Here is a 22,763-nt window from a genome sequence, read left to right as displayed (position 1 = left end):
AATCTCAAGGTTCCCCGATGCGCAATTGCGCATCTGTGGTCCGCTTACGCGTCCCGGAACGACGCGACAATGTGCGTTCTTACTGCGCGGGCTGGACCGGCGCCGGCGCTGCGCTGCCGCCGGTCGGCACCACGACCTCGGCGGTCTTGGTCGCTCTCGCCTGCGACGCCTCGCCCTCCATCGCGCTGCTCACGAAGCGATCGTTGTTCTTCGGCTTCGCCTCGGCGACGGGAATTGCGTTGTCCTTGCTGTTGTCCTGCCGCGGCAGCACGTCGGCAACCGCATCGGTGGTGATGAGATTGGTCAGCCGCAATTCGGCCGCCGACAATTCGTGCAGGTCTTCCCACGGCGGCACGCTGAGCGAGAGCGCCAGCAGATCACCCGCGCCGCCCATATCGAAGGTGTACTTGGCAAGACGGCCGATATCGCGCTCGACGATCATCAGGTCCTGCGCGGTGTAGCTCGCCGCCTTGGCGTCGTCGGCGCGATCGCCCATCCAGATCTGATGTACGCGAACATGGGCGGCCGGCGGAACGTAGCGCGTCTTGCCCGACAACAGCAGGAACACGCACATCGACTCGCAATAAGCATCGGGCAGAACGCTCGCGCGGCCGCCTTGCGCGGCCTGATTGACGACGCTGGTGCCGACCGTGGTCAGCACGCCGAGACCGCGGAAGCGGCGGCCGAGCGCGATCGCGTCGTTGACCGAGCCGCCGCTGGAGTCGAGCACGATGGTGGCGCCGTTGAGCTGGCGGCCGCGCGCGAACTCGTCGAATTCCCTCGGACTATCGGCCGTGATGATGCCGACCGCGGACACCCAGCCACGGCAATTCGGCTGGCAGGCGATCCAGCTGAACTTCATCGGCAGCTTGCGCTCTTCGAGGGTCGAATTGGCCTGCGCGGAACCGCCCGCCATGGCGGCGGTGCCGGAAACCGCGAAGCAAAGAGCAACGGCGCCGGTAAGCGCCCAACTGCGCAACGAGAGCGACCTGACGAGCCTCAATTTGGTTCCTTCCCCCAAGCCCTTGGTGATGCGAGCGGTGGCAATGGCCCCATGGCAATGCGCCACGATTCTGTCAGCGGCGCGTTATGGGAACGGTAGCGTTGCTGACCCGGACCGTCCATAGAGCCCTTGCTGCAGCGCCATCGGTGCTGTGCAATAATAACGAACTGTGGCGTAAATATCTGCAAGAAAACAGTTCCTTGGCTTGGAACCCCCGCAAGACTACGTACATACTTGCGTATGCCGCCGACAGACCATTCAACGACACACCATCCACGATGCATGGACTGTGCCAGCACCATGCGCCGCTTGCCGCGCAACCTCGGCCGCGCTTTGATCTGGATCTACCGGCACACGCTGTCGCCGCTGGTCGGCTACAACTGCCGGCATCTGCCGACCTGCTCGGTCTATGGCGACGAGGCGATCGAACGCTTCGGCCTGTGGGGCGGCGGCTGGATGACGCTGGCGCGGCTGCTGCGCTGCCAGCCCTGGGGAACATCCGGGATCGATAATGTCCCGCTGACGAAGCCGCCCGGGGCACGCTGGTACTTGCCCTGGCGCTATGGCCGCTGGCGCGGCGTCAACGAAGGCTGACGCGGCGCCAACAACGGTTGACGCGGCGGCGTCAACGACAATTGATCGGTTGCTGCGGCACGTCCAAGCGCAGCGCGCATTGCTGCCCGGCGGAACTGTGGCGATAGTTGGCGCATTTGTTTCATTGCCCCCCCCTTTTGGGGAGGAAACAACAATGCGCTGGAAAATCAGCCACAACGGTCATGATCCCCGGCAGATCGACTTGCTGGCCGTGCTTGCCTTGCTCGTCGTGATCGTCGCCGCCTACGGCTACTTCACCCACAATCCGAACAAGCCGAGCACGACGGCGTTCATTGTGCCCAGCCAAAGCGTGAGGTGGTGACGCGCAGTCGAGCTCCCTGATGTTCCGCACGCGGATCGTTGTTGGGATGCTCTCGCGAACACAAACGTGAAAGCCAACCGTTCACTCGGCTGCGGCGGTGGCGGCCGTCCGTCGCGGCCGCGTGACGACCACGACCGCGAGCGCCGCCGCGACGAAGGCCGTAGCCACGTAGCCTGCGCTGTGCAGCCATTCGCGGGCGAACAGCAAGCCGCCGATCGCGGAGCCGATGGCCTGGCCGATATACAGCACCGAGGTATTGAGCGAGACCGACGCCGAAGCGAGCGCCGGCGCCGCACCGACCAGGCGTACCTGCTGCATCGAATTGGTCGATGCAAAGCCGAGGCCCCACACCGCGACGGAGGCGGCCATCAGGGCGTAGGCGCCGGCGCTCAGCGCCCAGCCGGCGACGCCTGCGAGCAGCAGCACGGTGAACAGGACCGAGGTTTTCCAGGCGCCCCACGAGTCCACCACGCGCGTTGCGATCACGATGCCGACGAACCCGAAGATGCCGTAGAGCGCGAACACGATCCCGACGGCGTCCGCATTGGCGCCGGTCAGTTTGGCGAGCAGCGGTCCCATGAAGGTGAACACCACGAACTGGCCGGACATCTGCAGCGTCGTGATCGACAGCAGCAGAATGACCATCGGATTGCGGCCGAGATCGACCCAGGTTCTGAGGTCAACCGGCGCGCCGCGCAGTCCGCCTGGCAGCCGCCACCACAGCAGCAGGGAGCTGACGAGCCCGGTCAGCGCGATCGCGCCATAGGTCGCGCGAAAGCCGTAGCGGCTTGTGATGAAGGTGATCAGCGGCAGCCCGATCGCGGCAGCAAGCGACCAGCCGAGGAAGATGTAGGCAATCGTGCTGCCGCGCTTCTCCACCGGCACGATCAGTGCCGCGGTGCCCGCCGCCTGCGGCGTGTAGAGCACGCCGACCGCGAGCATCACCAGCCGAATGATCAGGAGGCTGTCGTAGTTCGGCACAAAGGCGGATGCCGCATTGGTCAGCGTCAGCACCAGCAGCGTCGCCGTCAGCAAGGCCCGCCGCTCGATCCGGCTGGTCAGCCACGCCGTCGCCGGCGAGCCCACGCACAGCACGATCGCGCCGAAGGTGATCAGGAGACCCGCGGTGTGGATCGTGACGCCGAGTCCGTCGGACAACTCCGCCAGCATGCCGGCCGGCGCCAGCACCGAGCAGCCGGTGACGATGTTGCCGAGCATCAATGCGGTGGGAGCGAAGCGTTTCACGCCGCGTTGTTAGCAGACGCCGAGATCGATGCAACTGCATCTAAATGCATGGCACCTGATCGAACGGCGCCTCTTGCGCTCATGGCGACGGTGACGCCGCCGGCACGGCGCTGACGCTCGGCGACGCGGCGGCCGGCAACGGGCTCGCAGGCTTCGGACCGGTGGTCGCCGCCGGGCATGATGCCAGAAGCTGCGTCCACCCCTGCTCCAGCCCGATGGTGCCGATATCGAATGTCGCAAGGCCGGACTTGGTGTCAGACTTGACGTCGGACTTGGCGTCAGGCTTGGCGTCAAGCTTGGCGTCGGCTGCCGGCGGGCTTTCGCCGATCTGCAGATGCGGGGCTGCGAGCATCGCCTTGACGATGTCCGAGGTCACCGCCTCGCTCCAGACCTCGTATTTGCCGAACCGCGCCGACCGGCCGAATGCAACGGTCTTGGTCGCGCCGGCCATCATCAGCACCGTGGTCTTGCCGGCTGCCCCCTCCTCGAACTCGCGCACGAACATCAGCCGCCCGCGATCCTTGCTCTCGCAGAACAGCCGCCACTCCATCATGCGGAACGCGCTGCCGTCGGCCCTTTTCTGCTGCACGATCTTGCGAACATAGGGCCGTGTCTCCTTCTCCACCGCCCACAGGGTTTCCGGCAGCGGCCGCGTATCGATGCTGAATCGATAGAGCTCCGGCCGCGTCAGCACGTGCAGGTCCTCGAACTTCACGGACTTGATGAGGTCGCTGAGCTCATGGCTGATGCCCATCGCCGCGAGGAATACATTGCGGTCGCGATCGGCGCTCACCATCTCGCGCCGCCTGAAGTCCGCGACGACCTGCGCAGGCGGATGTCCGTGCACGACGAACATCAGCTTGGAGTTATGCACCGCGAGCACCGAATCGGGCGCCACTTCGCGGCTGGTCGCGCCCAGGAACAGATAGGCGCAGGCCGACACGCACATCGCGTTGCGCGTGGCGAGCTCGGCCTCGACCTCGCCCTTGGCAGCCTTGATCTTCAGGCATGCGGCGTCGATCTGCGTGCCGGTGGAACAGGCCGGCACGATGGTACGGCCGACTCGGGCGATTGCCTTGTGCGCGCGCAGGAACCGCGCGATCCCATAGGACTGCTCGACGTTTCCGCCCGGCGAATGAAGGTAGATCGGAAGCTGCCTGTCCTTGACGGCAAACAGGAAGGTGCGAATCCGCTGAGCGGCTTCCCGATCGATCTCGCCTTCGATCGCGATCCAGCGATCGCAGCCGGCGCCGCAGGCGTTCGCTGGCCCATGGGCGAGATAGATGGTCAGCTTCTTCGCAAATCCGGCCTTCTGGACCGGTGTTTCTTCCGCCCGCAACACGCCCGGGATCAGAAGCAACGCCACGAAAAACAGGAGACGGGAAAACATGAACCTTGCGGATCGCGCGATGGCGGAAAACGGACGCCGGACGTTAGACGATGATCGGCAGCGTCGCAACGATCCGTGGCGTCGCCTGCAGCCGAGCCTTGTTCAAATCCGTGCGGCCGGTGGCCCATTTTCTTGATATTGCCGGATTGCAGGCGTCAAATCCCCTGCTATACCGCTGCTTTCCGCTTACCTGCGCTCGTTCGCAGGAGTGAGCTACAGGAGTCACCATGGCAGAAACGCCACCCAAATCCGAATCCGGATTCCAGTACAGCCTCTCTAACCTCAAACCCGCAGAACCCGTGAACAAGATCGCCCTCACCTTCCCTGATGGAGCGAGGCGCGATTTCCCGAGAGGGACCACCGGTCTCGACATCGCCAAAGGCATTTCGCCCTCGCTCGCCAAGCGCACCGTCGCGATGGCGCTCGACGGCACGCTTGCCGACCTCAATGATCCGATCGAGGCCGACGCCAAGATCGAGCTGATCGGCCGCGAAGACCCGCGCGCGCTGGAACTGATCCGGCACGATGCCGCGCATGTGCTGGCGGAGGCCGTGCAGTCGCTGTGGCCGGGCACCCAGGTCACGATCGGCCCGGTGATCGAGAACGGCTTCTACTACGACTTCTTCCGCAACGAGCCGTTCACCCCGGAAGATTTTGCCGCGATCGAGAAGCGGATGCGCGAGATCGTCGCGCGCGACAAGCCGTTCACCAAGGAAGTCTGGGATCGCGAGAAGACCAAGCAGGTGTTCCGCGACAAGGGCGAGGCCTTCAAGGTCGAGCTGGTCGACGCCATTCCCGGCAACGAGCCGATCAAGATCTACTTCCAGGGCGACTGGTTCGACCTCTGCCGCGGCCCGCACATGACCTCGACCGGCAAGATCGGCAACGCCTTCAAGCTGATGAAGGTGGCGGGCGCGTATTGGCGCGGCGATTCCAACAATCCGATGCTGACCCGCATCTACGGCACGGCATTCGCCAGGCAGGAAGACCTCGACGCCTATCTCAAGCAGATCGAGGAAGCCGAGAAGCGCGACCACCGCAAGCTCGGCCGCGAGCTCGACCTGTTCCACTTCCAGGAGGAAGGCCCGGGCGTGGTGTTCTGGCACCCCAAGGGCTGGACCATCTTCCAGCAGCTGATCGCCTATATGCGGCGCCGGCTGCTCGGCGACTACAACGAGGTCAACGCTCCGCAGATCCTCGACAAGGCGCTGTGGGAGACCTCGGGCCATTGGGACTGGTACCGCGAGAACATGTTCGCGGCGCAGTCCGCCGGCGACGAGGCCGAGGACAAGCGCTGGTTCGCGCTGAAGCCGATGAACTGCCCGGGCCATGTGCAGATCTTCAAGCACGGGCTGAAGAGCTACCGCGACCTGCCGTTGCGGCTCGCCGAGTTCGGCGTCGTGCATCGCTACGAGCCGTCGGGCGCGATGCACGGCCTGATGCGGGTGCGCGGCTTCACCCAGGACGACGCCCATGTGTTCTGCACCGAGCAGCAGCTCGCCGACGAGTGCCTCAAGATCAACGACCTGATCCTGTCGACCTACGCCGATTTCGGTTTCGACGGCGAGCTCACGGTCAAGCTCTCGACGCGGCCGGAGAAGCGCGTCGGCACCGACGAGATGTGGGATCACGCCGAGCGCGTGATGGCGACGGTGCTGTCGGAGATCAAGGCCAAGGGCAGCAACCGCATCCGGACCGAGATCAATCCGGGCGAAGGCGCGTTCTACGGACCGAAGTTCGAGTATGTGCTGCGCGACGCCATCGGCCGCGACTGGCAGTGCGGCACGACCCAGGTCGACTTCAACCTGCCGGAACGGTTCGGCGCGTTCTACATCGATCATGATGGCTCGAAGAAGGCACCCGTCATGGTGCACCGCGCGATCTGCGGTTCGATGGAGCGCTTCATCGGCATCCTGATCGAGCACTATGCCGGCAACTTCCCGCTCTGGCTGGCGCCGACCCAGCTCGTCGTCACGACCATCACCTCCGAAGGCGACGAGTACGCCAAGGTGGTGGCGGCCGCCGCGCGCCGCGCCGGGCTCCGGGTCGAGATCGACCTGCGCAACGAGAAGATCAACTACAAGGTCCGCGAGCACTCGCTGGCCAAGATCCCGGCCCTGCTCGTCGTCGGCAAGAAGGAAGCCGAGACCCACTCGGTCTCGGTCCGCCGCCTCGGCAGCGAGCGGCAGACGGTGATGCCGACCGATGAGGCGATCGCCGCGCTGGTGGATGAGGCGACGCCGCCCGACGTGAAGCGGGCGCGATCCGTCGCCTGATCTTCACAATCGGTCTAAACTGGCTTTCATTGGCTCGGTCGTGTCCCCATCTTGGGGGCACGACTCCCCTTGAAGGACATTTCCGTGCCCGATGCCATTGAACTCCTGAAGACGCGCCGCTCGATGAAACCGCGCGAGATGACCGGCCCGGGCCCGTCCGCGGCCGAGCTCGAGACCATTTTGACGATCGGCGCACGCGTGCCTGACCACGGCAAGCTCGCGCCCTGGCGCTTCATCGTGTTCGAGGGCGATGCCCGCGCGCGGGCCGGCGACGTGATCGCAAAGGTCTTCGCCCGGAAGAATCCCGGGGCGCCGGCCTCCGACATCGAGGTCGAGAAGAAGCGCCTGACCGACGCGCCGCTGGTGATCGGCGTGGTCTCCTTCACCAAGCGGCACCCGAAGGTGCCGCCGTGGGAGCAGGAATTGTCGGCGGGCGCCAGCGCGATGAACATCGTTACCGCGGCGACCGCGCTCGGCTACGGCGCCTGCTGGCTGACCGGCTGGTTTGCCTTCGACCGCGACGTGCTCGACGGCCTCGGCCTGAAGCCGGACGAGAAGCTCGCCGGGCTCATTCACATCGGCACCCCGACCAGGCCGAGCGAGGACCGCCCGCGCCCGGCCCTGTCGGATATCGTGACGCGGTTCTAGGGTACAGCCTTGTAGCCCGCATGAGTGGAGCGATATGCGGGACACTCGTCCCGGGTGTCGCTTCGCTCACCCGGGCTACAAAAGCCCTCGCCATTGTCGGGCATGACGACTACGCCGCCTTCGACGCACGCTCCGCAAAGCCGCTCAGCAAGGCCGCGATCTCGCCGGCCGGCCGCGCCGCGCTGAACAGAAATCCCTGCACCTCGTTGCAACCTTCGGCGCGCAACCAGTCGAGCTGGTCTGTCGTCTCGACCCCTTCCGCGGTCGTGGTGATCCTGAGGCTGCGGCCAAGGCCCGAGATCGCGCGCACGATCGCGAGGCAATCGGAGCGCCGCGCCAGATCCTTCACGAAGGAGCGGTCGATCTTGATCTTGTCGAACGGGAAGCTGCGCAGATAGCTCAGCGAGGAATAGCCGGTGCCGAAATCGTCCATCGAGATGCTGACGCCCAGCTCGCGCAGCTGATGCAGGATCGCGAGGTTGGCCTCGGTTTCCGCCAGGAACACCGACTCGGTGATCTCGAGCTCGAGCCGCCGCGCCGACAGGCCGGAATGCGCCAGCGCCGAGATCACGGCCTGGACCAGATTGCGGCTGCGGAACTGCACCGGCGACAGATTGACGGCGACCTTGACGTCGGCGGGCCACTTGATCGCCTCCGAGCAGGCTTCGCGCAGCACCCATTCGCCGAGCGCGACGATCAGGCCGATGTCTTCGGCAACCGGGATGAACTCCGCAGGTGAGACCATGCCCTTGTGCGGGTGCCGCCAGCGCAGCAGCGACTCGAAGCCAGAGATGCGGTCGGCCGCGATATCGACCAGCGGCTGGTAGTGCAGCTCGAATTCGCCGTTGCTGAAGGCCGCGCGCAGATCGCGCTCCATGTCGCGGCGCTTCTGCGCCTGCTGATCCATCTCCGGTTCGAAGAAATGATGCACGCCGCCGCCCTCGGACTTGGCGCGGTACAGCGCCATGTCGGCATTGCGCATCAATTCTTCCGACGTCGTGCCGTCGCCCGGTGACAGCGCGATGCCGACGCTGGCGCCGACCACGACCTCGAGCCCGTCGATGTTGTAGGGCGCGCTCAGCGCTTCGATCAGCCGTTCGGCGAAAGCGCTCGCCTCGTTCGGCGAAACGTCGGCCGCAAGCACGATCGCGAATTCGTCGCCGCCGAGGCGGGCCGCCACATTGTCGTCGCGGACCACCTCGCGCAGCCGCTCCGCCACCAGCTTGAGCAGCCGGTCGCCCATCGGATGCCCGAAGGAGTCGTTGACGTTCTTGAACAGGTCGAGGTCGATGCACATCACCGCGACGCGCTTGTTGCCGCTGCGGCCGCGCTCCAGCGCCTCGCGCAGGCGCTCCTGGTAGAAATCGCGGTTCGGCAGATTGGTGAGCCCGTCATGGTGCGCCATATGCGCGATCCGCGCTTCGGCGGCGCGGCGCTCGGTGATGTCGACCACCGCGACCAGATAGCCGTCGCGGCCCTCGAACGCCACCTTGCGTCCGAAGGTCAGCACATGGATCTCGCTGCCATCGGCCCTGATGTGCCGCCAGTCGCGGCTCGATTGATAGACGTCGCCGATCTCGCGCAAGGCGGCGCTGTACACGCTCCACTCATCCACCGGCCAGATCTGGCGCAGCGTCATGCCGAGAAACTTTTCCCGGCTGTATCCATAGTGCTGAACGGCGGCGTCGTTGACGCTGAGGAATTCCATCGTGCTGGCGTCGAACACCCACATCGGCATCGGGTTGTTCTCGAACAGCAGGCGGAACGACAGCTCGCGCTGCTTCAGCGCGGTGACGTCGGAGACGGTCAGCGACAGCATGTCGCCGAACGCCGTGACGCCGAGCCGCAGGCAGCGATCGCCGCTGTCGATCTCGAACTGCCCGCCCGGGCCGCCGCCGACAAATCCACGCAGACGGCTCATCACCGCTGACGCCGCAAGCGGATTGCCGCCGGCGCTGAGCCGGCGCCACAGCAATTCGGTCGCAGGCTGCATCAGCAGCTTTGCGGCGCCCTGGTTGAGATGCACGATCTGGAAGTCGGCCGGCTCGCCGCGCGCATCGCGGATCGCGGCGAGCGACAGCACGCCCTCGTCGGTGGCCGAGAAAATCGTATCGAGCAGATTGTACTGCGCATTGCGCTCGTTGACATAGACACCGACCAGGATACCGCCCCAGCGCGACCGCGTCGGCAGCGCCAGCACGTCGAAGGTCCGCACCAGCCCGTCGCGGACGCAATGCGCCGACGCCAGATAGGGCCGGCAGTTCTCGCGCGCGTTTGCGGCCGCCTCGGTCAACGCGGTGGCGCAATCAGGCGGCAGGGCGCTGAGCGGAATGTCCCAGCGCTCGTCGTTCAGCCATGTCTGGACATAGCGGCCGGCGTGCGAGACGCTGAGCATGCCATCGACGCTCCGCAGCAGCACGATATGATCGGCGAGCCGGCCGAGACTGCCGAGCATCACGTCTTCATAGTGCGGCAGCTTTTCGCCGGGACGGACCGCGGCCTGCCACTTGCGTTGCAGAACCGGTACGTCGGCGAACATCTCGGAATTGAATTTGGCCGATGCTTTAGCTGATTTCTTGTTGGCCATGACCATGGCGCGCCCCACGCAAACACTAGTCCCCACGGCATCCAAGTCATGCCGCGGCTTAACGTCATGTAAAAATAGGTAGGCCCGGTATCGCCGCGAGCGATTATGACGGCTCAAATTCGCGCGATGGTTAGTTCACATTAGAGACTATGACAGCTGCATGAAATGCAGGACCGGCCGGACGTCAGCGCGCCACGACCTCGACTTCGCCATCGACACCGTTGACGACATTGAAGGGGCGCTCGAACACCTTGCCTTCGTTCTTGGCGATCGCGCGATACTCGCCCTCGGAGAGCACGACGCGCGGGAACGCGCCGATCGATTCCTTGATCACGTCGCCGCCCGGCGTGATCACCGACCAGGCGGTGTTGGCAAGCGCCTCGCCGCCCCGCTCGCTGACCAGCTTGAGGGTGATGACGGCGGCGCGATGGGTGACGGTGACGTCGGTCAGCTTGCCCGCCCCGACGCGAATGTCGGAGCGCACCACCGAGTTGGCGTCGCCATAGTTGGAGACGATGTAGTAGGTGCCCTCGGGCAGCAGCGCGACGTCGCCGGCGGCAACGTTCGGCACCATCGGTCCACGGTCCGAACCGTCGAACTGGCTGCCCTTGTAGATCGCAAACGAGATCTGGTTGGCGGGGATCTTGCTGCTGCCGACCCGACCCTCGATCCGCAGGCCCCCGGCCGGCAGCACGAAGGACTCGCGGTCGGTCTCCGACTTCAGGCTGACGGCGCGCACTGCGCTGACGAGGCCGAGCGCGACATGGACGACATAGTTGCCGGGCGGCAGCACCACGTTGGGCGTCGCCCCGCGCTCTTCGCGGACCAGCTTGTAGGTACCGTTGTCGTCAGGCTTGTCGGCGAACACCCGCCACACCAGCCCGGCATTGATGACCGGCAGGTCCTTGCCGTACCGCGCCGTCAGCGACAGCACCGCCTGCCCCGCGGCCGGCGACCCGGCCGGCGGCGCTGCTACCACCGGCGGCACGGTCGCAATCGAGGGCTGGACGATGGTCGGCTGGTTCAGCGGACCAGGCAGAACGGGCCCTGAACCGCCGCCCGATGGCGGCGCCAGGTTGAGCGCCGGACCGGACGGCACCTCCGGGACCGAGGCGGGCGGAATCGGCGGCGGCCGGTCGCTGAAGAACTGTGCAGATACGGAACCGGGGATCAGGGCGAGCAAAAATGCCGCAAGCGTCAACAGCGGAAGGAGCCGCATGCCCCGTCCGCATCCGCCGATGCCGTTGCCCCTCGAAGTCATCATCATGGTTTTCAACGAAAACGCGGCAAATTCAAGCCTTCGTCCAAGGGGATCCAGGGGGCGTCCAAGGCTTTGTCACAGTCCGGGTGGGCGGTGTCCGCCATTTGGAACCGCGCGATCAAGCCGATGTTAGCCCTATCGTCGCGGTCCAGTCACATTCCCTGCCTACCGCGGACTACCCGGGGCATGAATCGTGCCTGTGGGACTAACCATGAAGACGGACGACGCTGGCGCAGCCATGCTGCGCAGCCTAGTCTCGCGCTGGCAGGAGATTTGTCGTGTTGGATAGCTGGATGGGCCGAGGCCACAAGAGCTCCGACGGCCCCGACAAGGTAGGCTTGGGAACGGTTCGCCGGCCGGTCATCGGGCTTGCGCTCGGCGGCGGCGCCGCGCGCGGCTTTGCCCATATCGGCATCATCAAGACCCTGCTGGCCCACGGCATCGTCCCCAATGTGGTGGTCGGCACCTCGATCGGCTCCGTGGTCGGTGGCGCCTATGCGGCCGGCCATATCGAGACGCTGGAGCAATGGGCGCGCGGCCTGCAGCCGCGCAGCGTGCTCGGCTACCTCGACATCCGCCTCAACGGCTCCGGCCTGATCCGCGGCGCCAAGCTGGCCGCCGAGATCGAGGCTGCGTTGGGCCAGGTCATGATCGAGGACCTCACGGTCAAGTTCGCCAGCGTCGCCACCGAAGTGCGCACCGGGCACGAGATCTGGCTGACCCAGGGTCGCGTGGTCGACGCCATGCGCGCCTCCTACGCCCTGCCCGGCATCTTCGCGCCGGTCCTGATCGGCGACCGCTGGTTGGTCGACGGCGCGCTGGTCAATCCGGTGCCGGTCTCGGCCGCGCGCGCGCTCGGCGCCGAGATCGTCATTGCGGCGAACCTCTCCAGCGACGTGTTCGCGCACTCGACCACGATCTACAATCACGGCCCGTCCGCCGCGCCGGAGGTGACGGTTGCGGTGACCGCCGAGGCCGAACTCGAGCCGGAGCCGCCGAAGCGCCGGTTTGGCCGCTTCTTCTCCGCCGAACGTACCGTGAAGCGGGAGTTTTTCGGCAGCGCCAGCCGGCCCGGCATCTCGAGCGTCATGGTCGACGCCTTCAACATCATGCAGGACCGCATCACCCGCGCACGCCTTGCCGGCGATCCGCCTGACATGCTGATCTCGCCGCGGGTCGGTCAGATCGGCTGGTTCGACTTCCACCGCGCCGACGACCTGATCGCGCACGGGATACGCGCCGCCGAACGCTCCATCAGCGCAATCGAGGAAGCGATCGACATCCTGGCGCCGCCGTCGAGCGGCGCGGGCAGCACCGGGAAGTAGCGCTCAGGCGGTCTTGATGTAGTCGCGCAGCGCCTCCTGCTCGCGCTCATATTCCTCGACGCGCCGCTTGACGATGTCGCCGATCGAGATCAGCCCGACCACCTTGCCGTCCTCGACGACAGGAAGATGGCGGAATTTCCCCGTGGTCATCATCTCCATGATGCCGCTGACCGTATCGGACTCGCGGCAGCTCACGACCTTCTTGGTCATGACCGCGCTGACCGGTTCGTCCAGCGCGCCCGCGCCGCGCTCAGAGAGCACGCGCACGATGTCGCGCTCCGACAGGATGCCCTCCATGCGGCTCTGCTCCATCACCAGCACCGCGCCGATCCTACGCTCGCCGAGCAGCTTGACCGCGGCCGAGAGCTTCGCGCCGGGCGCGACGCTCATGACCTGATGGCCTTTTGCATCGAGAATGGAACGTACCGTCATTGTCGGCCTCCCTGAATCCGCTCGCGCCCCGCTTGAGCGGAGCCGAGCCTGTTCGCCAGAGTCTTCAATCAACAGTTCCGCGCCGATTTCGGTTCCGGGGCGCGGCGAGTAGCAGGGCTCGATTTGTCGGCCCGCTTTGTTTCTGCGTCACAAAGATGATGGAGGAATTCGATCCAGGCCGCAAGCGGCGATCAGACGCGCCCCGACTGATCCACCGACGACGCATCTGCAGCATCGTCCCGCGTGCGCGGCACCGGATCGAACAACGAGAACAGCAGCAGTCCGGCAAGGAAGCCGCCGATATGCGCCTGCCAGGCGACGCTCGCGCCCTCGCCGCCGAGCGACAGCGAGGTGGCGCCGAACAGGATGTTGACGCCGAACCATATCGCCAGGAAGGCGAGCACCCGTCCGTTGCGCAGCGCCCGCCACAGCGACAGCGCAGGCACCTTGGCCGCCGCCTCGGCATCGCCACGGCTGAACGACAGGAAGCTGCCCTTCACGAAGGCAAAGCGGATCGCCGCCGCCATCGTCCCCGACACCGAAGCCGACGCTCCGATCATCGGCGCGATCGCGTGCTCATGGGTCAACAGATGCGCAAGCGCCCCGGCGGCCGCCGTCACCGCCATGAAGACGAAGAAACGCAGCGCGCCGAAGCGCCGCGCCAGCGCGCTGCCGAACGGCAGCAACCACAGCACGTTGAAGCCGATATGGGTGAGGTTGGCGTGCAGCAGCGAATAGGTGACGAAGGTCCAGACCTTGGCGCCTTCGCCGCCCGGAAAGGTGATGTCGAGCAGCGTCGAATCGTAGCGCTTCGGGATGAAGCCGAAGACGTCGATGGTCCAGTTCTCCAGCTCCGGCGGCAGCAGCACCCGCAGATGAATCACCGCGATCAGGAGGATGTAGGCGGTGAGCGCCGGCGGCAAGGTCAGGATCGGCTCGCGCGGCGCCTCCGGCGGCGGCGCGAGCGGGGATTCGGGATGGGAGTCCAAGGGGTCGGCGACCTCGATGCGGCGGTGGATCAGAGATAGGCGGCTTTCGCACCCCTGTGCAAGTGCACAATCCCAAAATCGGACACCGGGTGTCGCGCAGTGCGGAATCGGGACAAAAGAAAAGGGAGGGCGCTGAGAACGCCCTCCCTGGTCTGCTGGTCTTCTCGTGCCCCGGAGGGATCGGGAGAAAATCCCCACCCCTCCCCGCACGGTGACCAAACTGTTTGACGCCACCTGTGTACCAAAGGCGCCGGCGCTTGGGGCAGCCGGCGCGAACGAGAACGCGCGGACCCTACCCACTGGTTCCGCGGGGGCCAAGGACATAGTTAAATTTACGTTAACAACACAAAGCTGCCGATAAGCCGCCCAAAGCGCGGCCACGGCATGGACGCTGCACAGCCTTCCCTGCACAACAGAGAAGGGAAGGCGCCTGAGCAAAACCGGGACAGATGTGTCCCGCCGAGACAGGTGCCGGGCAAGGTTTAGATGAAACACAGCTCGAGCCGCGAGTTCTTCGCATATTGGAATGCGAAGCGCGGCACCGCACGTGCACCTGACCGGAGTGAGTTCGAGCCGTCCGCGGTACGCGAACTACTGTCCGACATCTTCGTGCTGTCCTATGACGGCGAGACCCGATTTCCGTTCCGCGTCGCCGGCACCCGCACCTCCGCCCTGCTCGGTTGCGACCTCAAGAACCGGAGCTTTTCCGCCCTGTTCACCGGTGCGAGCCGCGGCGAGATCGAAGACATCATCACCTGCGTCGTCGAAGAGACCCTGCCGGCCATCGCCGGCATCACCGCCACGACCGAGAGCGGCGCCAAGGCGCATCTCGAGCTGCTGCTGCTGCCCTTCACGAGCCGCGTCCACATGCCGGCGAGCCTCACCGGCCTGCTCGCCCCGTTCGAGGACGACGTCGGCCGGCTGCACGACCTGGTGCTGACCTCGTGGCGTTACCTGCATCCCCAGGAGCGGTTCGTGCCGCGGACCCTGCGCAAGCTCGCCATCGCGCGCGGCCTGATGGTCTACGAAGGCCTGCGCTAGCCGCCGGCGCCCGCCTCGGGACGGGATGGCAGGCGCCGGTCGCTTGCACCGCGCCCCGCGGAACTCTATTAGCTGTCTGGCCGCCACGGCGGGGTGGACCCGCTCATTGCAGCTGCGGCCGGGTTGGGCATGTTTCGGAATTCGATCAGGCAGAAGATCGTCGGCATTGCCGCGGGACTCATCATCCTCGCGGTGGTCACCTCGCTGCTGTCGATGGTGATGGCGGGCCAGGTCGGCCATCTCCTCGACGAACTCACCAACCGCTACATCCCCGCCTATGGCCACCTCGCCCGCGTCAACATCCGCGCGCTGGAGCGGTCGCTCGCCATGCGCCGGATGATGATGGCGAAGATGCAGGCGCCGGGCGAAGACTCCGGCTACGAAAGCGCGCGCAAGGCCTTCGACGAGATCGAGCCCCTGATCAAGCGCGAGGCCGACGCCGCGCGCACGCTGATCGATGCGATCATCGCCGATCCCTCGACGCCATCCGACAACGCCGCGCTCGGACGCCTCGATGACCGCATCGACAATGCCGTGAACGACCTCTTGATGCGCCTGAACGCAGAGAACAAGACGCTGCTCGAGCAAATCGACGCCAAGGACTTTGCGGCGGCGAAAGCGACCACGCTGCGCGCCGACGCCCTGCGCGACGACTTCAACACCAGGATCGAGGGCATCCGTGCCGACATGCTGGCGCAGGTCGCTTCGGCCGCCGCAAAGGTGATGAGTGCCCAGCAGCGGGCGATCATCATCTCCGGCGTCGTGACCGCCATTGCCGCGATCCTCGGCTTCGTGTTCGCGATGCTGGTCGGCAGCGGCATCACGCGTCCGGTGATGCGCCTGCTCGAAAGCACCCGCGAGGTCGAGGCCGGCCGCCTCGACGGCGCCATCACCATTACAACCCAGGACGAGATCGGCCAGCTCTCGGCCGCCTTCAACCGCATGATCGAGACGCTGCGCCACAACCAGCGCATCCGCGAGACGTTTGGCCGCTACATCAATCCGCGGATCGCCGAGGGCCTGCTCGAACAGCCCGCGATCGCCGCGACCGAAGGACAGCGCCGCGTCATGACGGTGATGTTCTGCGACATGAAGGGCTTCACCAGCCTGAGCGAGGGCGTGACGCCGAGCGGCCTCGTCAAGATCATGAACCTCTACCTGTCGACGATGTCGGCGCCGGTCCATGCGCATCGCGGCATCATCGACAAATATATCGGCGACGCCATCATGGCCTATTGGGGCGCGCCCTTCGTCGAGGAGGCCGAGCAGACCCATCTGGCCGCGCTTGCCGCCATCGACATGATCGGCCAGGTCAACCAGCTGCGCAAGGATCTGCCGGAACTGCTCGGCGTCCGCGTGATTCCGGCCGATTGCGACATCCGGATCGGGATCGCCACCGGCGAGGCCCTGGTCGGCAGCATCGGCTCCGAGTTCATGATGAGCTACACCGTGCTCGGCGACACCGTGAACCTAGCCTCGCGGCTGGAAGGCGCCAACAAGTTCTACGGCAGCCGCAGCCTGATCTCGGAGGCCACCGCCGCGGCCTGCGCCGCAACCATCGAGCTGCGCGAGATCGACCGCCTCGTCGTGATGGGGCAGACCCAGCCGGTCGCGGTGTTCGAGATCCTCGGCAAGAAGGACGAACTGACGCCGGCGCAGACCGAGTTGCGGCAGCGTTACGTCGACGGCCTCGCCGCCTATCGCGAGCGCCGCTGGGATGACGCCGAGCAAGCCTTCACCACGGCGCTGGCGGCGGCGCCCGGCGACGGCCCGTCGATCGCCATGAAGGCGCGCGTCGCAGCGCTCAGGCAAGATCCGCCGGCGGCCGATTGGGACGGCGCCTGGCATCTGGAGCGGAAGTAACCGCGTCACCCGTATCCAGGCTCCGCCGCTACAGCTGGGCCTCGATCGCAACCTTGTCGATCACCGACCAGACCTGCACGATCTTCCCGTCGCGGAATTCGTAGAACACGTTCTCGGCGAAGGAGACGCGCTTGCCGTTGACGCCGAGACCGAGGAACGCGCCGTTCGGCGAACAGTCGAACGCCAGCCGGCTCGCGACATGGGACGCATCCGACACCAGCAGAACGATGTTGAAGCGAAGGTCCGGGATGTCGCGAAAGTCCCCTTCCAGCATCGCGCGATAGCCGGATAACCCGAGCCGCCGGCCGTTGTGGCACACATCCTCGTCAACGAACTGACCGAGTTGCAGCCAGTCCTGGCGATTCAAACAGGCAATGTAGTTCCGGTAGATCTCGGCGAGGTCCGTTTTCATCATCGATCGTCCTCCTTGCCGCGGGTCCAGATGGCCATTGAGCATCTGAGTGCGATTCTAACACCGATGTCAGTTTCGATTCCGATGTCCGATGGCGCGAACAAAACACTCAGCCGGCGTGCACGTGAAGGCGCGACGTCCCGAAGCGACAGTGCGATTGCCGCTTCGGCAAACAATTTCTCAAAACGCGCGGAATGTCTCCCGCGATCGGGAGTTAGTGCTTCAGGTCAATAACTGTCCTTGTCAAATCGGAGGCGTACATGATCAAGTCACCGATGATGCTTGCGGCATTCCTGACAGCGCCGATCATTCTGTTCCCACCGCAGACCGCCGTCGCGGCTGGCGGTGGTGGCGGCGGTGGTGGTGGTGGCGACCCATACGGGTCGAGCTACGGCACTCCCGCGCCGTCCTATCCCCAGCAAAAGGACAGAAAGACCACGCACAAGATCAAGAAGCCCGTCAAGCAGTCCGGCTTCGAAGACCCGGCGTTCCGCGACGGCTATCGCGCAGCCTATGCGACAATCTACGAACGCAACGACTACACCGCCGCGATCGATCAGTTGCACGCACTCGGCCGCGATGATCAGCCGAACGTCGCGAACCTGATCGGCTACTCCTATCGCAAGCTCGGCGACTACAAGCAATCGCAAGTCTGGTACGAACGTGCGCTCAAGGCCGATCCGAACCACGTCCTGACGTGGAACTACTACGGCCTGTGGCAGATCGAACAGGGAAACCGCGACCAGGCGCAGTATCATCTGCAGCGGATCGCCGAGATCTGTGGCACCGACTGCGAGGAGTATCGGACGCTGGCGGCGGCACTGGAAAAGCCGCCGGGCACGAACCTCGTCTACTGAGCGCGTCGCGTAGCCCGCATGAGCGGAGCGACATGCGGGGAAGGACCGGCCCCGGATGTCGCTGTCGCTCGTCCGGGCTATGCCTGTGAGCCGCTTTGTTCGCGTGTCCGTTTTTGCGGGAATTTCGCCGTTTTGGTCGACGTGGCCGGCGAGTAGCTTGCGTGCCGGGCGACGCACGCGGATACGTTGAGATCGATCATCATGACCTGGCGGCTTCTCGCGTGGAGCGGCATCGCCGTTGCCGCGCTGGTTCCAATCATCGGCGGCATCTGGCTCTTCACCCTGCCCGCCGCATCGGCGTTCCGGGTTCCGCCTCCGATCGCCAAGGCCGAGCAGGATGCAACGCTCGCGGCGCTGAAGCCGCCGAAGCGGTCGCGCCCGCTGATCGCGATGCTCGGCATCAACGACATGACCGAGACCACCGACTATCTGATGCCCTACGGCATCCTCAAGCGCGCCGATGTTGCCGATGTCGTCACGCTGGCGACGGGACCCGGTCCGGTCGCGCTGTTCCCGGTGCTGAAGGTCGAGCCTGATGCGACCATCGCCGCATTCGATGCCGCACATGGCGACGGCGCCGACTACGTTATCGTGCCGGCGATGAGCCGCGACGACGATCCGGCGGTCATGCAATGGGTCCGGCAGCAGGCGGAGAAAGGCGCCGTGATCGTCGCCGTCTGCGCCGGCGCCAAGGTGCTCGCCTCGACCGGCCTGCTCGACGGCAGGCGCGCCACCACGCACTGGTTTTACCTGAAGAACTGGCGCAGCAAACATCCTGAGATCCGCTATGTCGCCGACCGCCGCATCGTGGTCGACCACGGCGTCGCGACGACGACCGGGATTTCGGCCTCGATGCCGATGTCGCTGACCCTGATCGAGGCGATCGCCGGCCGTACCAGGGCTGAGGCCGTCGCGCGCGAGATCGGCCTGCCCGGCTGGGACGCGCGGCATGACAGCAACGCCTTCAAGTTCACGCGTCCCTTCGCGCTGACCGCCATCCGGAACACGCTGGCGTTCTGGAACCGGGAACAGCTCGGCCTCGCGCTTGCCCCCGGCGTCGACGAGGTCTCGCTGGCGCTGGTCGCCGACAGCTGGTCGCGCACCTACCGCTCGCATGCCGTGACCTTCGCCGCGACCGACGACGTCGTCACGACCCGCAACGGCCTGCGCGTCTATCCGCAGGTCGTAGCGCCGGATTGGTCCGCAGATCGTCTGCCGCCCGCGGTCGGCACCGCGCCGCCCGTGCAGGCGCTCGACCGGGCGCTTGCCGGGATCGAAACACGCTATGGCCGTGATACGGCGGACTTCGTCGCCATGCAGCTCGAATACCCACGGGCTGACGCCGTGCAGTGAGGGATTGCGTCCCCAACAACGTATTCGATCCTCCATCCGCACCATTGTCATCTGCCTGTCATGAATTGTGCCGACACGTCAGCGCCGGACCAGTTCGGGGACACGCATGGACTATTTCAAACGCTTCAACTTCCTGTTCGCTGCGCCGGTGTTCGAGGCCGACGACCTCGAGGGCATCCGCTTCAACCAGATCATCGCCGAGATCGAGCGCTCCGGCTTCGAGGTGGTTCGCGCCCGCAAGCTGGAAGATGCCGAGATCGCGGTGCAGACCGACGCCGCGATCGGCTGCATGGTGGTCGATTGGGGCAAGAAGGGCCTTGAGGGCAAGACCGCGGCGCTGATCAACCTGATGCGCCGGCGCGGCCTCGACTTCCCGATCATCCTGTTGATCCGGCGCAAGCGGTTCGAGGACCTGCCGGTCGAGGTGCTCGATTTCATCGACGGCTACGTGTTCCTGTCCGAGGAAACCCCGCCCTTCATCGCCAAGAACCTGATCTCCAGGCTGAAGCAATATGCCGAGAATTTGAAGACGCCGTTCTTCGGCGCGCTGGTCGACTATGCCGAGGAAGGCAACCAGCTCTGGACCTGCCCGGGCCACAATGGCGGCGTGTTCTACAGCCGCAGCCCAATCGGACGGGTGTTCGTCGAACACCTTGGCGAAGCCGTGTTCCGCGACGACCTCGACAATTCCGTGCTCGACCTCGGCGACCTCCTCACCCATGAGGGGCCGGCGCTGCGGGCGCAGAAGGAGGCGGCGCGGATCTTCGGCGCCGAGAAAACCTATTTCGTGCTCAACGGCACCTCGACCTCCAACAAGGTCGCGCTCGGCTCGCTGGTCACCGACGGCGACCTCGTGCTGTTCGACCGCAACAATCACAAGGCCGCGCATCACGGCGCGCTGCTGATCGGCGGCGGCATCCCGGTCTACGTGCCGACGGTGCGCAACGCCTGGGGCCTGATCGGGCCGATGCGCTGGGACCTGCTCGACGAGGGCACGCTGCGCGACCACATCCGCAAGCACCCGCTGGTCAAGGACGAGAACGCCTGGAAGAAGGAGCGTCCGTTCCGCGTCGCCGTGGTCGAGCAGTGCACCTATGACGGCACCATCCACTCGGCCGAGATGATCCTCAAGCGGATCGGCCATCTCTGCGACTACATCCTGTTCGACGAGGCCTGGGCCGGCTTCATGAAATTCCACCCGATCTATGCCGGCCGCTTCGCGATGGGGCTGTCCGATCTCGGCCCCGAGGCCCCCGGCATCATTGCGACCCAATCGACCCACAAGCAGCTCGCGAGCTTCTCGCAGGCCTCGCAGATCCACATCCGCGACCGCCACATCAAGGGCCAGAAGCGCCGGGTCGAGCACCGCCGCTTCAACGAAAGCTTCATGCAGCACGCCTCGACCTCGCCATTCTATCCGATCTTCGCCTCGCTCGATGTCGGCGCGCAGATGATGAAGGGCCGCTCCGGCGAAGTCTTGTGGGACGACACGATCCGGCTCGGCATCGAGCTGCGCAAGAAAATCCGCGCCGTGAAGCGCGAGTTCGAGGAGAAGGAGACGCGCCCCGAGCGGCGCTGGTTCTTCGAGCCGTTCGTGCCGGATCGCGTCATGATCCCCGACGTCGCGCGCGAGAACGGCGTGCACAATGTCGCCTGGGAGACGATCTCGACCGACCAGCTCGCGACCAACCCGTCCTACTGGCAGCTCAATCCCGGCGAGACCTGGCACGGCTTCCCCGAGCTGACGGCCGGCTTTGCCATGACCGATCCGAACAAGCTCACATTGCTGACGCCGGGCTTCGATCACGCCACCGGCGCCTATGCCGATCACGGCATCCCCGCACCGGTGGTGGCGCAATATTTGCGGGAGAACCGCATCGTCGCCGAAAAGAACGACCTCAATTCCCTGCTGTTCCTGCTGACGCCCGGCGTCGAGGCCAGCAAGGCCGGCACGCTGGTCTCCGGGCTCGTCGCCTTCAAGAAGCTGCACGACGACAACGCGCTGCTCGAGGACGTCATCCCGGAATTCTACCGCCGCCGTCCGGGCCGCTATGCCGGGGTGCGGCTGCGCGACCTCTGCGGCGACATGCACCGCTTCTTCCGCGACGGCGGCGTCAGCACGCTGCAGGCCAGGCAATTCCTGCCCGAGCACCTGCCCGAGATCGCGATGTCGCCGCGCCAGGCCGCACAATATCTCATCCGCAACGATGTCGACTATCTGCCGATCGACCAGATCTTCGGCCGCGTCGCCGCGACGCCGTTCGTGGTCTACCCGCCCGGCATCGCCACCATCGTGCCCGGCGAGCGGCTGTCGGAACGCAGCAAGCCGATGATCGATTACCTGAAGATGTTCGAGGCGAGCTTCAATGCGTTCCCGGGCTTCGAGGTCGAGGTCCAGGGCATCTACAAGGAGATCGACGACTCCGGCCGCGTCCGCTTCTACACCTATGTCGTGTCCGAATAGGCGAACGGACGCAACACAATGGAGAATGATTACAAGATCACCGTCCGCCCGTCCCGCGACAGCGACGTCGACGCCATGCTGTCGATCTACCGCCACCACATCCGCCGCGGCGTCGAGGAAAGCGTCGACGACAGCGGCACGCCGGAGCCCGACGATCTGCGCGACCGCCGCAAGAATCTGCGCAACACCCGCCTGCCCCACCTCGTCGCGATCTGCGACAGCGAGGTGGTCGGCTATGCCTATGTCGTGCTGTTTCGCAAGCGTCCGGCCTACCGCTACACGGTGAAGCATTCGATCTATGTGCATCACCGCTTCACCGGCCAGCGCGTTGGCGGCCGGCTGCTGCAGGAGTTAATCGACACCTGCGCCGCCGCCGGCTTCCGCCAGATGATCGGCTACATCGACAGCGACAACGCCGCCTCGCTCGCGCTGCACGACCGCTTCGGCTTCGCCCGCGTCGGGCATTTGCCCGGTGTCGCCTATCGCTATGGCCGCTGGTCCGACACCATGATGGTGCAGCGCTCGCTCGCCGCCGGCGCCACCGCCCCGCCGCCCCCCGCGCCGCTGTCGCGACGGTGATGGGCACGACACTTTCCATTCGTCGTCCCGGCGAAGGCCGGGACCCATAACCACAGGATTGGATTGGCAAGGAAGGCTGTGGCCCCAGCGTCGCGCAATAATCACCTTCGGTGGTTATGGGT

19 protein-coding genes are annotated in these 22,763 nt (G+C 65.6%); 11 read left to right on the top strand and 8 right to left on the bottom strand.

Annotation, left to right across the window (positions count from 1 at the left end; genetic code table 11):
- Positions 1–79 precede the first annotated feature (79 nt).
- The gene (locus J2R80_RS24235) at positions 80–916 is read right to left on the bottom strand and encodes a hypothetical protein (RefSeq protein WP_253639525.1); all 837 of its coding nucleotides are present in this window, start codon (positions 914–916) and stop codon (positions 80–82) included.
- A gap of 369 nt (positions 917–1,285) precedes the next feature.
- Here J2R80_RS24235 and yidD point away from each other — a divergent pair, with 369 nt between their 5' ends.
- Positions 1,286–1,597: a membrane protein insertion efficiency factor YidD gene (yidD, locus tag J2R80_RS24230; protein WP_076831624.1), complete on the top strand. Its 312-nt coding sequence runs from the start codon at positions 1,286–1,288 to the stop codon at positions 1,595–1,597.
- 154 nt (positions 1,598–1,751) lie between these two features.
- A complete protein-coding gene (locus J2R80_RS24225) occupies positions 1,752–1,919 on the top strand; it encodes a hypothetical protein (protein ID WP_016843922.1) in 168 nt (55 codons plus the stop codon).
- Positions 1,920–2,000: 81 nt separating this feature from the next.
- Here the strand turns inward: J2R80_RS24225 and J2R80_RS24220 are convergent, their stop codons facing one another.
- Together J2R80_RS24220 and J2R80_RS24215 are read right to left on the bottom strand one after the other, a co-directional pair.
- Positions 2,001–3,137, bottom strand: a complete 1,137-nt coding sequence (locus J2R80_RS24220) for an MFS transporter (RefSeq protein WP_253641030.1) — start codon at positions 3,135–3,137, stop codon at positions 2,001–2,003.
- Between the two features lie 106 nt (positions 3,138–3,243).
- Positions 3,244–4,554: an ATP-dependent Clp protease proteolytic subunit gene (locus J2R80_RS24215; RefSeq protein WP_253639524.1), complete on the bottom strand. Its 1,311-nt coding sequence runs from the start codon at positions 4,552–4,554 to the stop codon at positions 3,244–3,246.
- Positions 4,555–4,781: 227 nt separating this feature from the next.
- Between J2R80_RS24215 and thrS the strand changes: the two genes are divergently transcribed.
- Both thrS and J2R80_RS24205 read left to right on the top strand, forming a co-directional pair.
- Complete coding sequence (thrS, locus tag J2R80_RS24210) at positions 4,782–6,830, top strand: threonine--tRNA ligase (RefSeq protein ID WP_076831632.1); 2,049 nt, start codon at positions 4,782–4,784, stop codon at positions 6,828–6,830.
- 84 nt (positions 6,831–6,914) lie between these two features.
- Positions 6,915–7,478 (top strand): nitroreductase family protein, encoded by a 564-nt coding sequence (locus J2R80_RS24205; protein ID WP_253639523.1) that lies wholly within the window; start codon positions 6,915–6,917, stop codon positions 7,476–7,478.
- A 109-nt stretch (positions 7,479–7,587) separates the two neighbouring features.
- Here the strand turns inward: J2R80_RS24205 and J2R80_RS24200 are convergent, their stop codons facing one another.
- Positions 7,588–10,071 carry a bifunctional diguanylate cyclase/phosphodiesterase gene (locus tag J2R80_RS24200; RefSeq protein ID WP_253639522.1) on the bottom strand — a complete coding sequence of 828 codons (2,484 nt, stop codon included), beginning with the start codon at positions 10,069–10,071 and terminating at the stop codon, positions 7,588–7,590.
- 178 nt (positions 10,072–10,249) lie between these two features.
- A complete protein-coding gene (locus J2R80_RS24195) occupies positions 10,250–11,326 on the bottom strand; it encodes a hypothetical protein (RefSeq protein WP_028342693.1) in 1,077 nt (358 codons plus the stop codon).
- Between the two features lie 278 nt (positions 11,327–11,604).
- Here J2R80_RS24195 and J2R80_RS24190 point away from each other — a divergent pair, with 278 nt between their 5' ends.
- On the top strand, positions 11,605–12,651 hold the full coding sequence (locus J2R80_RS24190) for a patatin-like phospholipase family protein (RefSeq protein WP_057019669.1): 1,047 nt from the start codon (positions 11,605–11,607) through the stop codon (positions 12,649–12,651).
- A 3-nt stretch (positions 12,652–12,654) separates the two neighbouring features.
- Here J2R80_RS24190 and J2R80_RS24185 read toward each other — a convergent pair whose 3' ends face one another.
- Positions 12,655–13,083: a CBS domain-containing protein gene (locus J2R80_RS24185; RefSeq protein WP_057019670.1), complete on the bottom strand. Its 429-nt coding sequence runs from the start codon at positions 13,081–13,083 to the stop codon at positions 12,655–12,657.
- A 191-nt stretch (positions 13,084–13,274) separates the two neighbouring features.
- Positions 13,275–14,072, bottom strand: coding sequence for a rhomboid family intramembrane serine protease (locus J2R80_RS24180; RefSeq protein ID WP_057019671.1), 798 nt, complete (start codon positions 14,070–14,072; stop codon positions 13,275–13,277).
- Positions 14,073–14,558: 486 nt separating this feature from the next.
- Between J2R80_RS24180 and J2R80_RS24175 the strand changes: the two genes are divergently transcribed.
- Both J2R80_RS24175 and J2R80_RS24170 read left to right on the top strand, forming a co-directional pair.
- Positions 14,559–15,113: a PAS domain-containing protein gene (locus J2R80_RS24175; RefSeq protein WP_057019672.1), complete on the top strand. Its 555-nt coding sequence runs from the start codon at positions 14,559–14,561 to the stop codon at positions 15,111–15,113.
- Positions 15,114–15,242: 129 nt separating this feature from the next.
- The gene (locus J2R80_RS24170; RefSeq protein ID WP_253639521.1) at positions 15,243–16,976 is read left to right on the top strand and encodes an adenylate/guanylate cyclase domain-containing protein; all 1,734 of its coding nucleotides are present in this window, start codon (positions 15,243–15,245) and stop codon (positions 16,974–16,976) included.
- Positions 16,977–17,004: 28 nt separating this feature from the next.
- Here J2R80_RS24170 and J2R80_RS24165 read toward each other — a convergent pair whose 3' ends face one another.
- Positions 17,005–17,391: an ester cyclase gene (locus J2R80_RS24165; protein ID WP_253639520.1), complete on the bottom strand. Its 387-nt coding sequence runs from the start codon at positions 17,389–17,391 to the stop codon at positions 17,005–17,007.
- Positions 17,392–17,648: 257 nt separating this feature from the next.
- Between J2R80_RS24165 and J2R80_RS24160 the strand changes: the two genes are divergently transcribed.
- The 4 genes from J2R80_RS24160 to J2R80_RS24145 all read left to right on the top strand — a co-directional run bounded on the left by J2R80_RS24160 (position 17,649) and on the right by J2R80_RS24145 (position 22,641).
- A complete protein-coding gene (locus J2R80_RS24160) occupies positions 17,649–18,245 on the top strand; it encodes a tetratricopeptide repeat protein (protein WP_375162608.1) in 597 nt (198 codons plus the stop codon).
- 201 nt (positions 18,246–18,446) lie between these two features.
- Positions 18,447–19,598 carry a DJ-1/PfpI family protein gene (locus J2R80_RS24155; protein WP_253639519.1) on the top strand — a complete coding sequence of 384 codons (1,152 nt, stop codon included), beginning with the start codon at positions 18,447–18,449 and terminating at the stop codon, positions 19,596–19,598.
- A 106-nt stretch (positions 19,599–19,704) separates the two neighbouring features.
- Positions 19,705–22,062 (top strand): Orn/Lys/Arg decarboxylase N-terminal domain-containing protein, encoded by a 2,358-nt coding sequence (locus J2R80_RS24150; RefSeq protein WP_028336144.1) that lies wholly within the window; start codon positions 19,705–19,707, stop codon positions 22,060–22,062.
- Between the two features lie 18 nt (positions 22,063–22,080).
- The gene (locus J2R80_RS24145; protein WP_253639518.1) at positions 22,081–22,641 is read left to right on the top strand and encodes a GNAT family N-acetyltransferase; all 561 of its coding nucleotides are present in this window, start codon (positions 22,081–22,083) and stop codon (positions 22,639–22,641) included.
- Positions 22,642–22,763: the final 122 nt, after the last annotated feature.

Source organism: Bradyrhizobium sp. USDA 4541 (assembly GCF_024171085.1).
GTDB lineage: Bacteria > Pseudomonadota > Alphaproteobacteria > Rhizobiales > Xanthobacteraceae > Bradyrhizobium > Bradyrhizobium australafricanum.
Note: the sequence above shows the minus strand (reverse complement) of the source record. Positions and strands in the feature narration are given on the sequence as shown.

Coding starts and splice junctions, on each gene's coding strand:
- J2R80_RS24235 (WP_253639525.1), bottom strand. CDS start 916: ATGGCGGGCGGTTCCGCGCAGGCCAATTCGACCCTCGAAGAGCGCAAG.
- yidD (WP_076831624.1), top strand. CDS start 1,286: ATGGACTGTGCCAGCACCATGCGCCGCTTGCCGCGCAACCTCGGCCGC.
- J2R80_RS24225 (WP_016843922.1), top strand. CDS start 1,752: ATGCGCTGGAAAATCAGCCACAACGGTCATGATCCCCGGCAGATCGAC.
- J2R80_RS24220 (WP_253641030.1), bottom strand. CDS start 3,137: ATGCTCGGCAACATCGTCACCGGCTGCTCGGTGCTGGCGCCGGCCGGC.
- J2R80_RS24215 (WP_253639524.1), bottom strand. CDS start 4,554: ATGTTTTCCCGTCTCCTGTTTTTCGTGGCGTTGCTTCTGATCCCGGGC.
- thrS (WP_076831632.1), top strand. CDS start 4,782: ATGGCAGAAACGCCACCCAAATCCGAATCCGGATTCCAGTACAGCCTC.
- J2R80_RS24200 (WP_253639522.1), bottom strand. CDS start 10,071: ATGGTCATGGCCAACAAGAAATCAGCTAAAGCATCGGCCAAATTCAAT.
- J2R80_RS24195 (WP_028342693.1), bottom strand. CDS start 11,326: ATGACTTCGAGGGGCAACGGCATCGGCGGATGCGGACGGGGCATGCGG.
- J2R80_RS24185 (WP_057019670.1), bottom strand. CDS start 13,083: ATGACGGTACGTTCCATTCTCGATGCAAAAGGCCATCAGGTCATGAGC.
- J2R80_RS24175 (WP_057019672.1), top strand. CDS start 14,559: ATGAAACACAGCTCGAGCCGCGAGTTCTTCGCATATTGGAATGCGAAG.
- J2R80_RS24170 (WP_253639521.1), top strand. CDS start 15,243: ATGTTTCGGAATTCGATCAGGCAGAAGATCGTCGGCATTGCCGCGGGA.
- J2R80_RS24165 (WP_253639520.1), bottom strand. CDS start 17,391: ATGATGAAAACGGACCTCGCCGAGATCTACCGGAACTACATTGCCTGT.
- J2R80_RS24160 (WP_375162608.1), top strand. CDS start 17,649: ATGATCAAGTCACCGATGATGCTTGCGGCATTCCTGACAGCGCCGATC.
- J2R80_RS24155 (WP_253639519.1), top strand. CDS start 18,447: ATGACCTGGCGGCTTCTCGCGTGGAGCGGCATCGCCGTTGCCGCGCTG.
- J2R80_RS24150 (WP_028336144.1), top strand. CDS start 19,705: ATGGACTATTTCAAACGCTTCAACTTCCTGTTCGCTGCGCCGGTGTTC.
- J2R80_RS24145 (WP_253639518.1), top strand. CDS start 22,081: ATGGAGAATGATTACAAGATCACCGTCCGCCCGTCCCGCGACAGCGAC.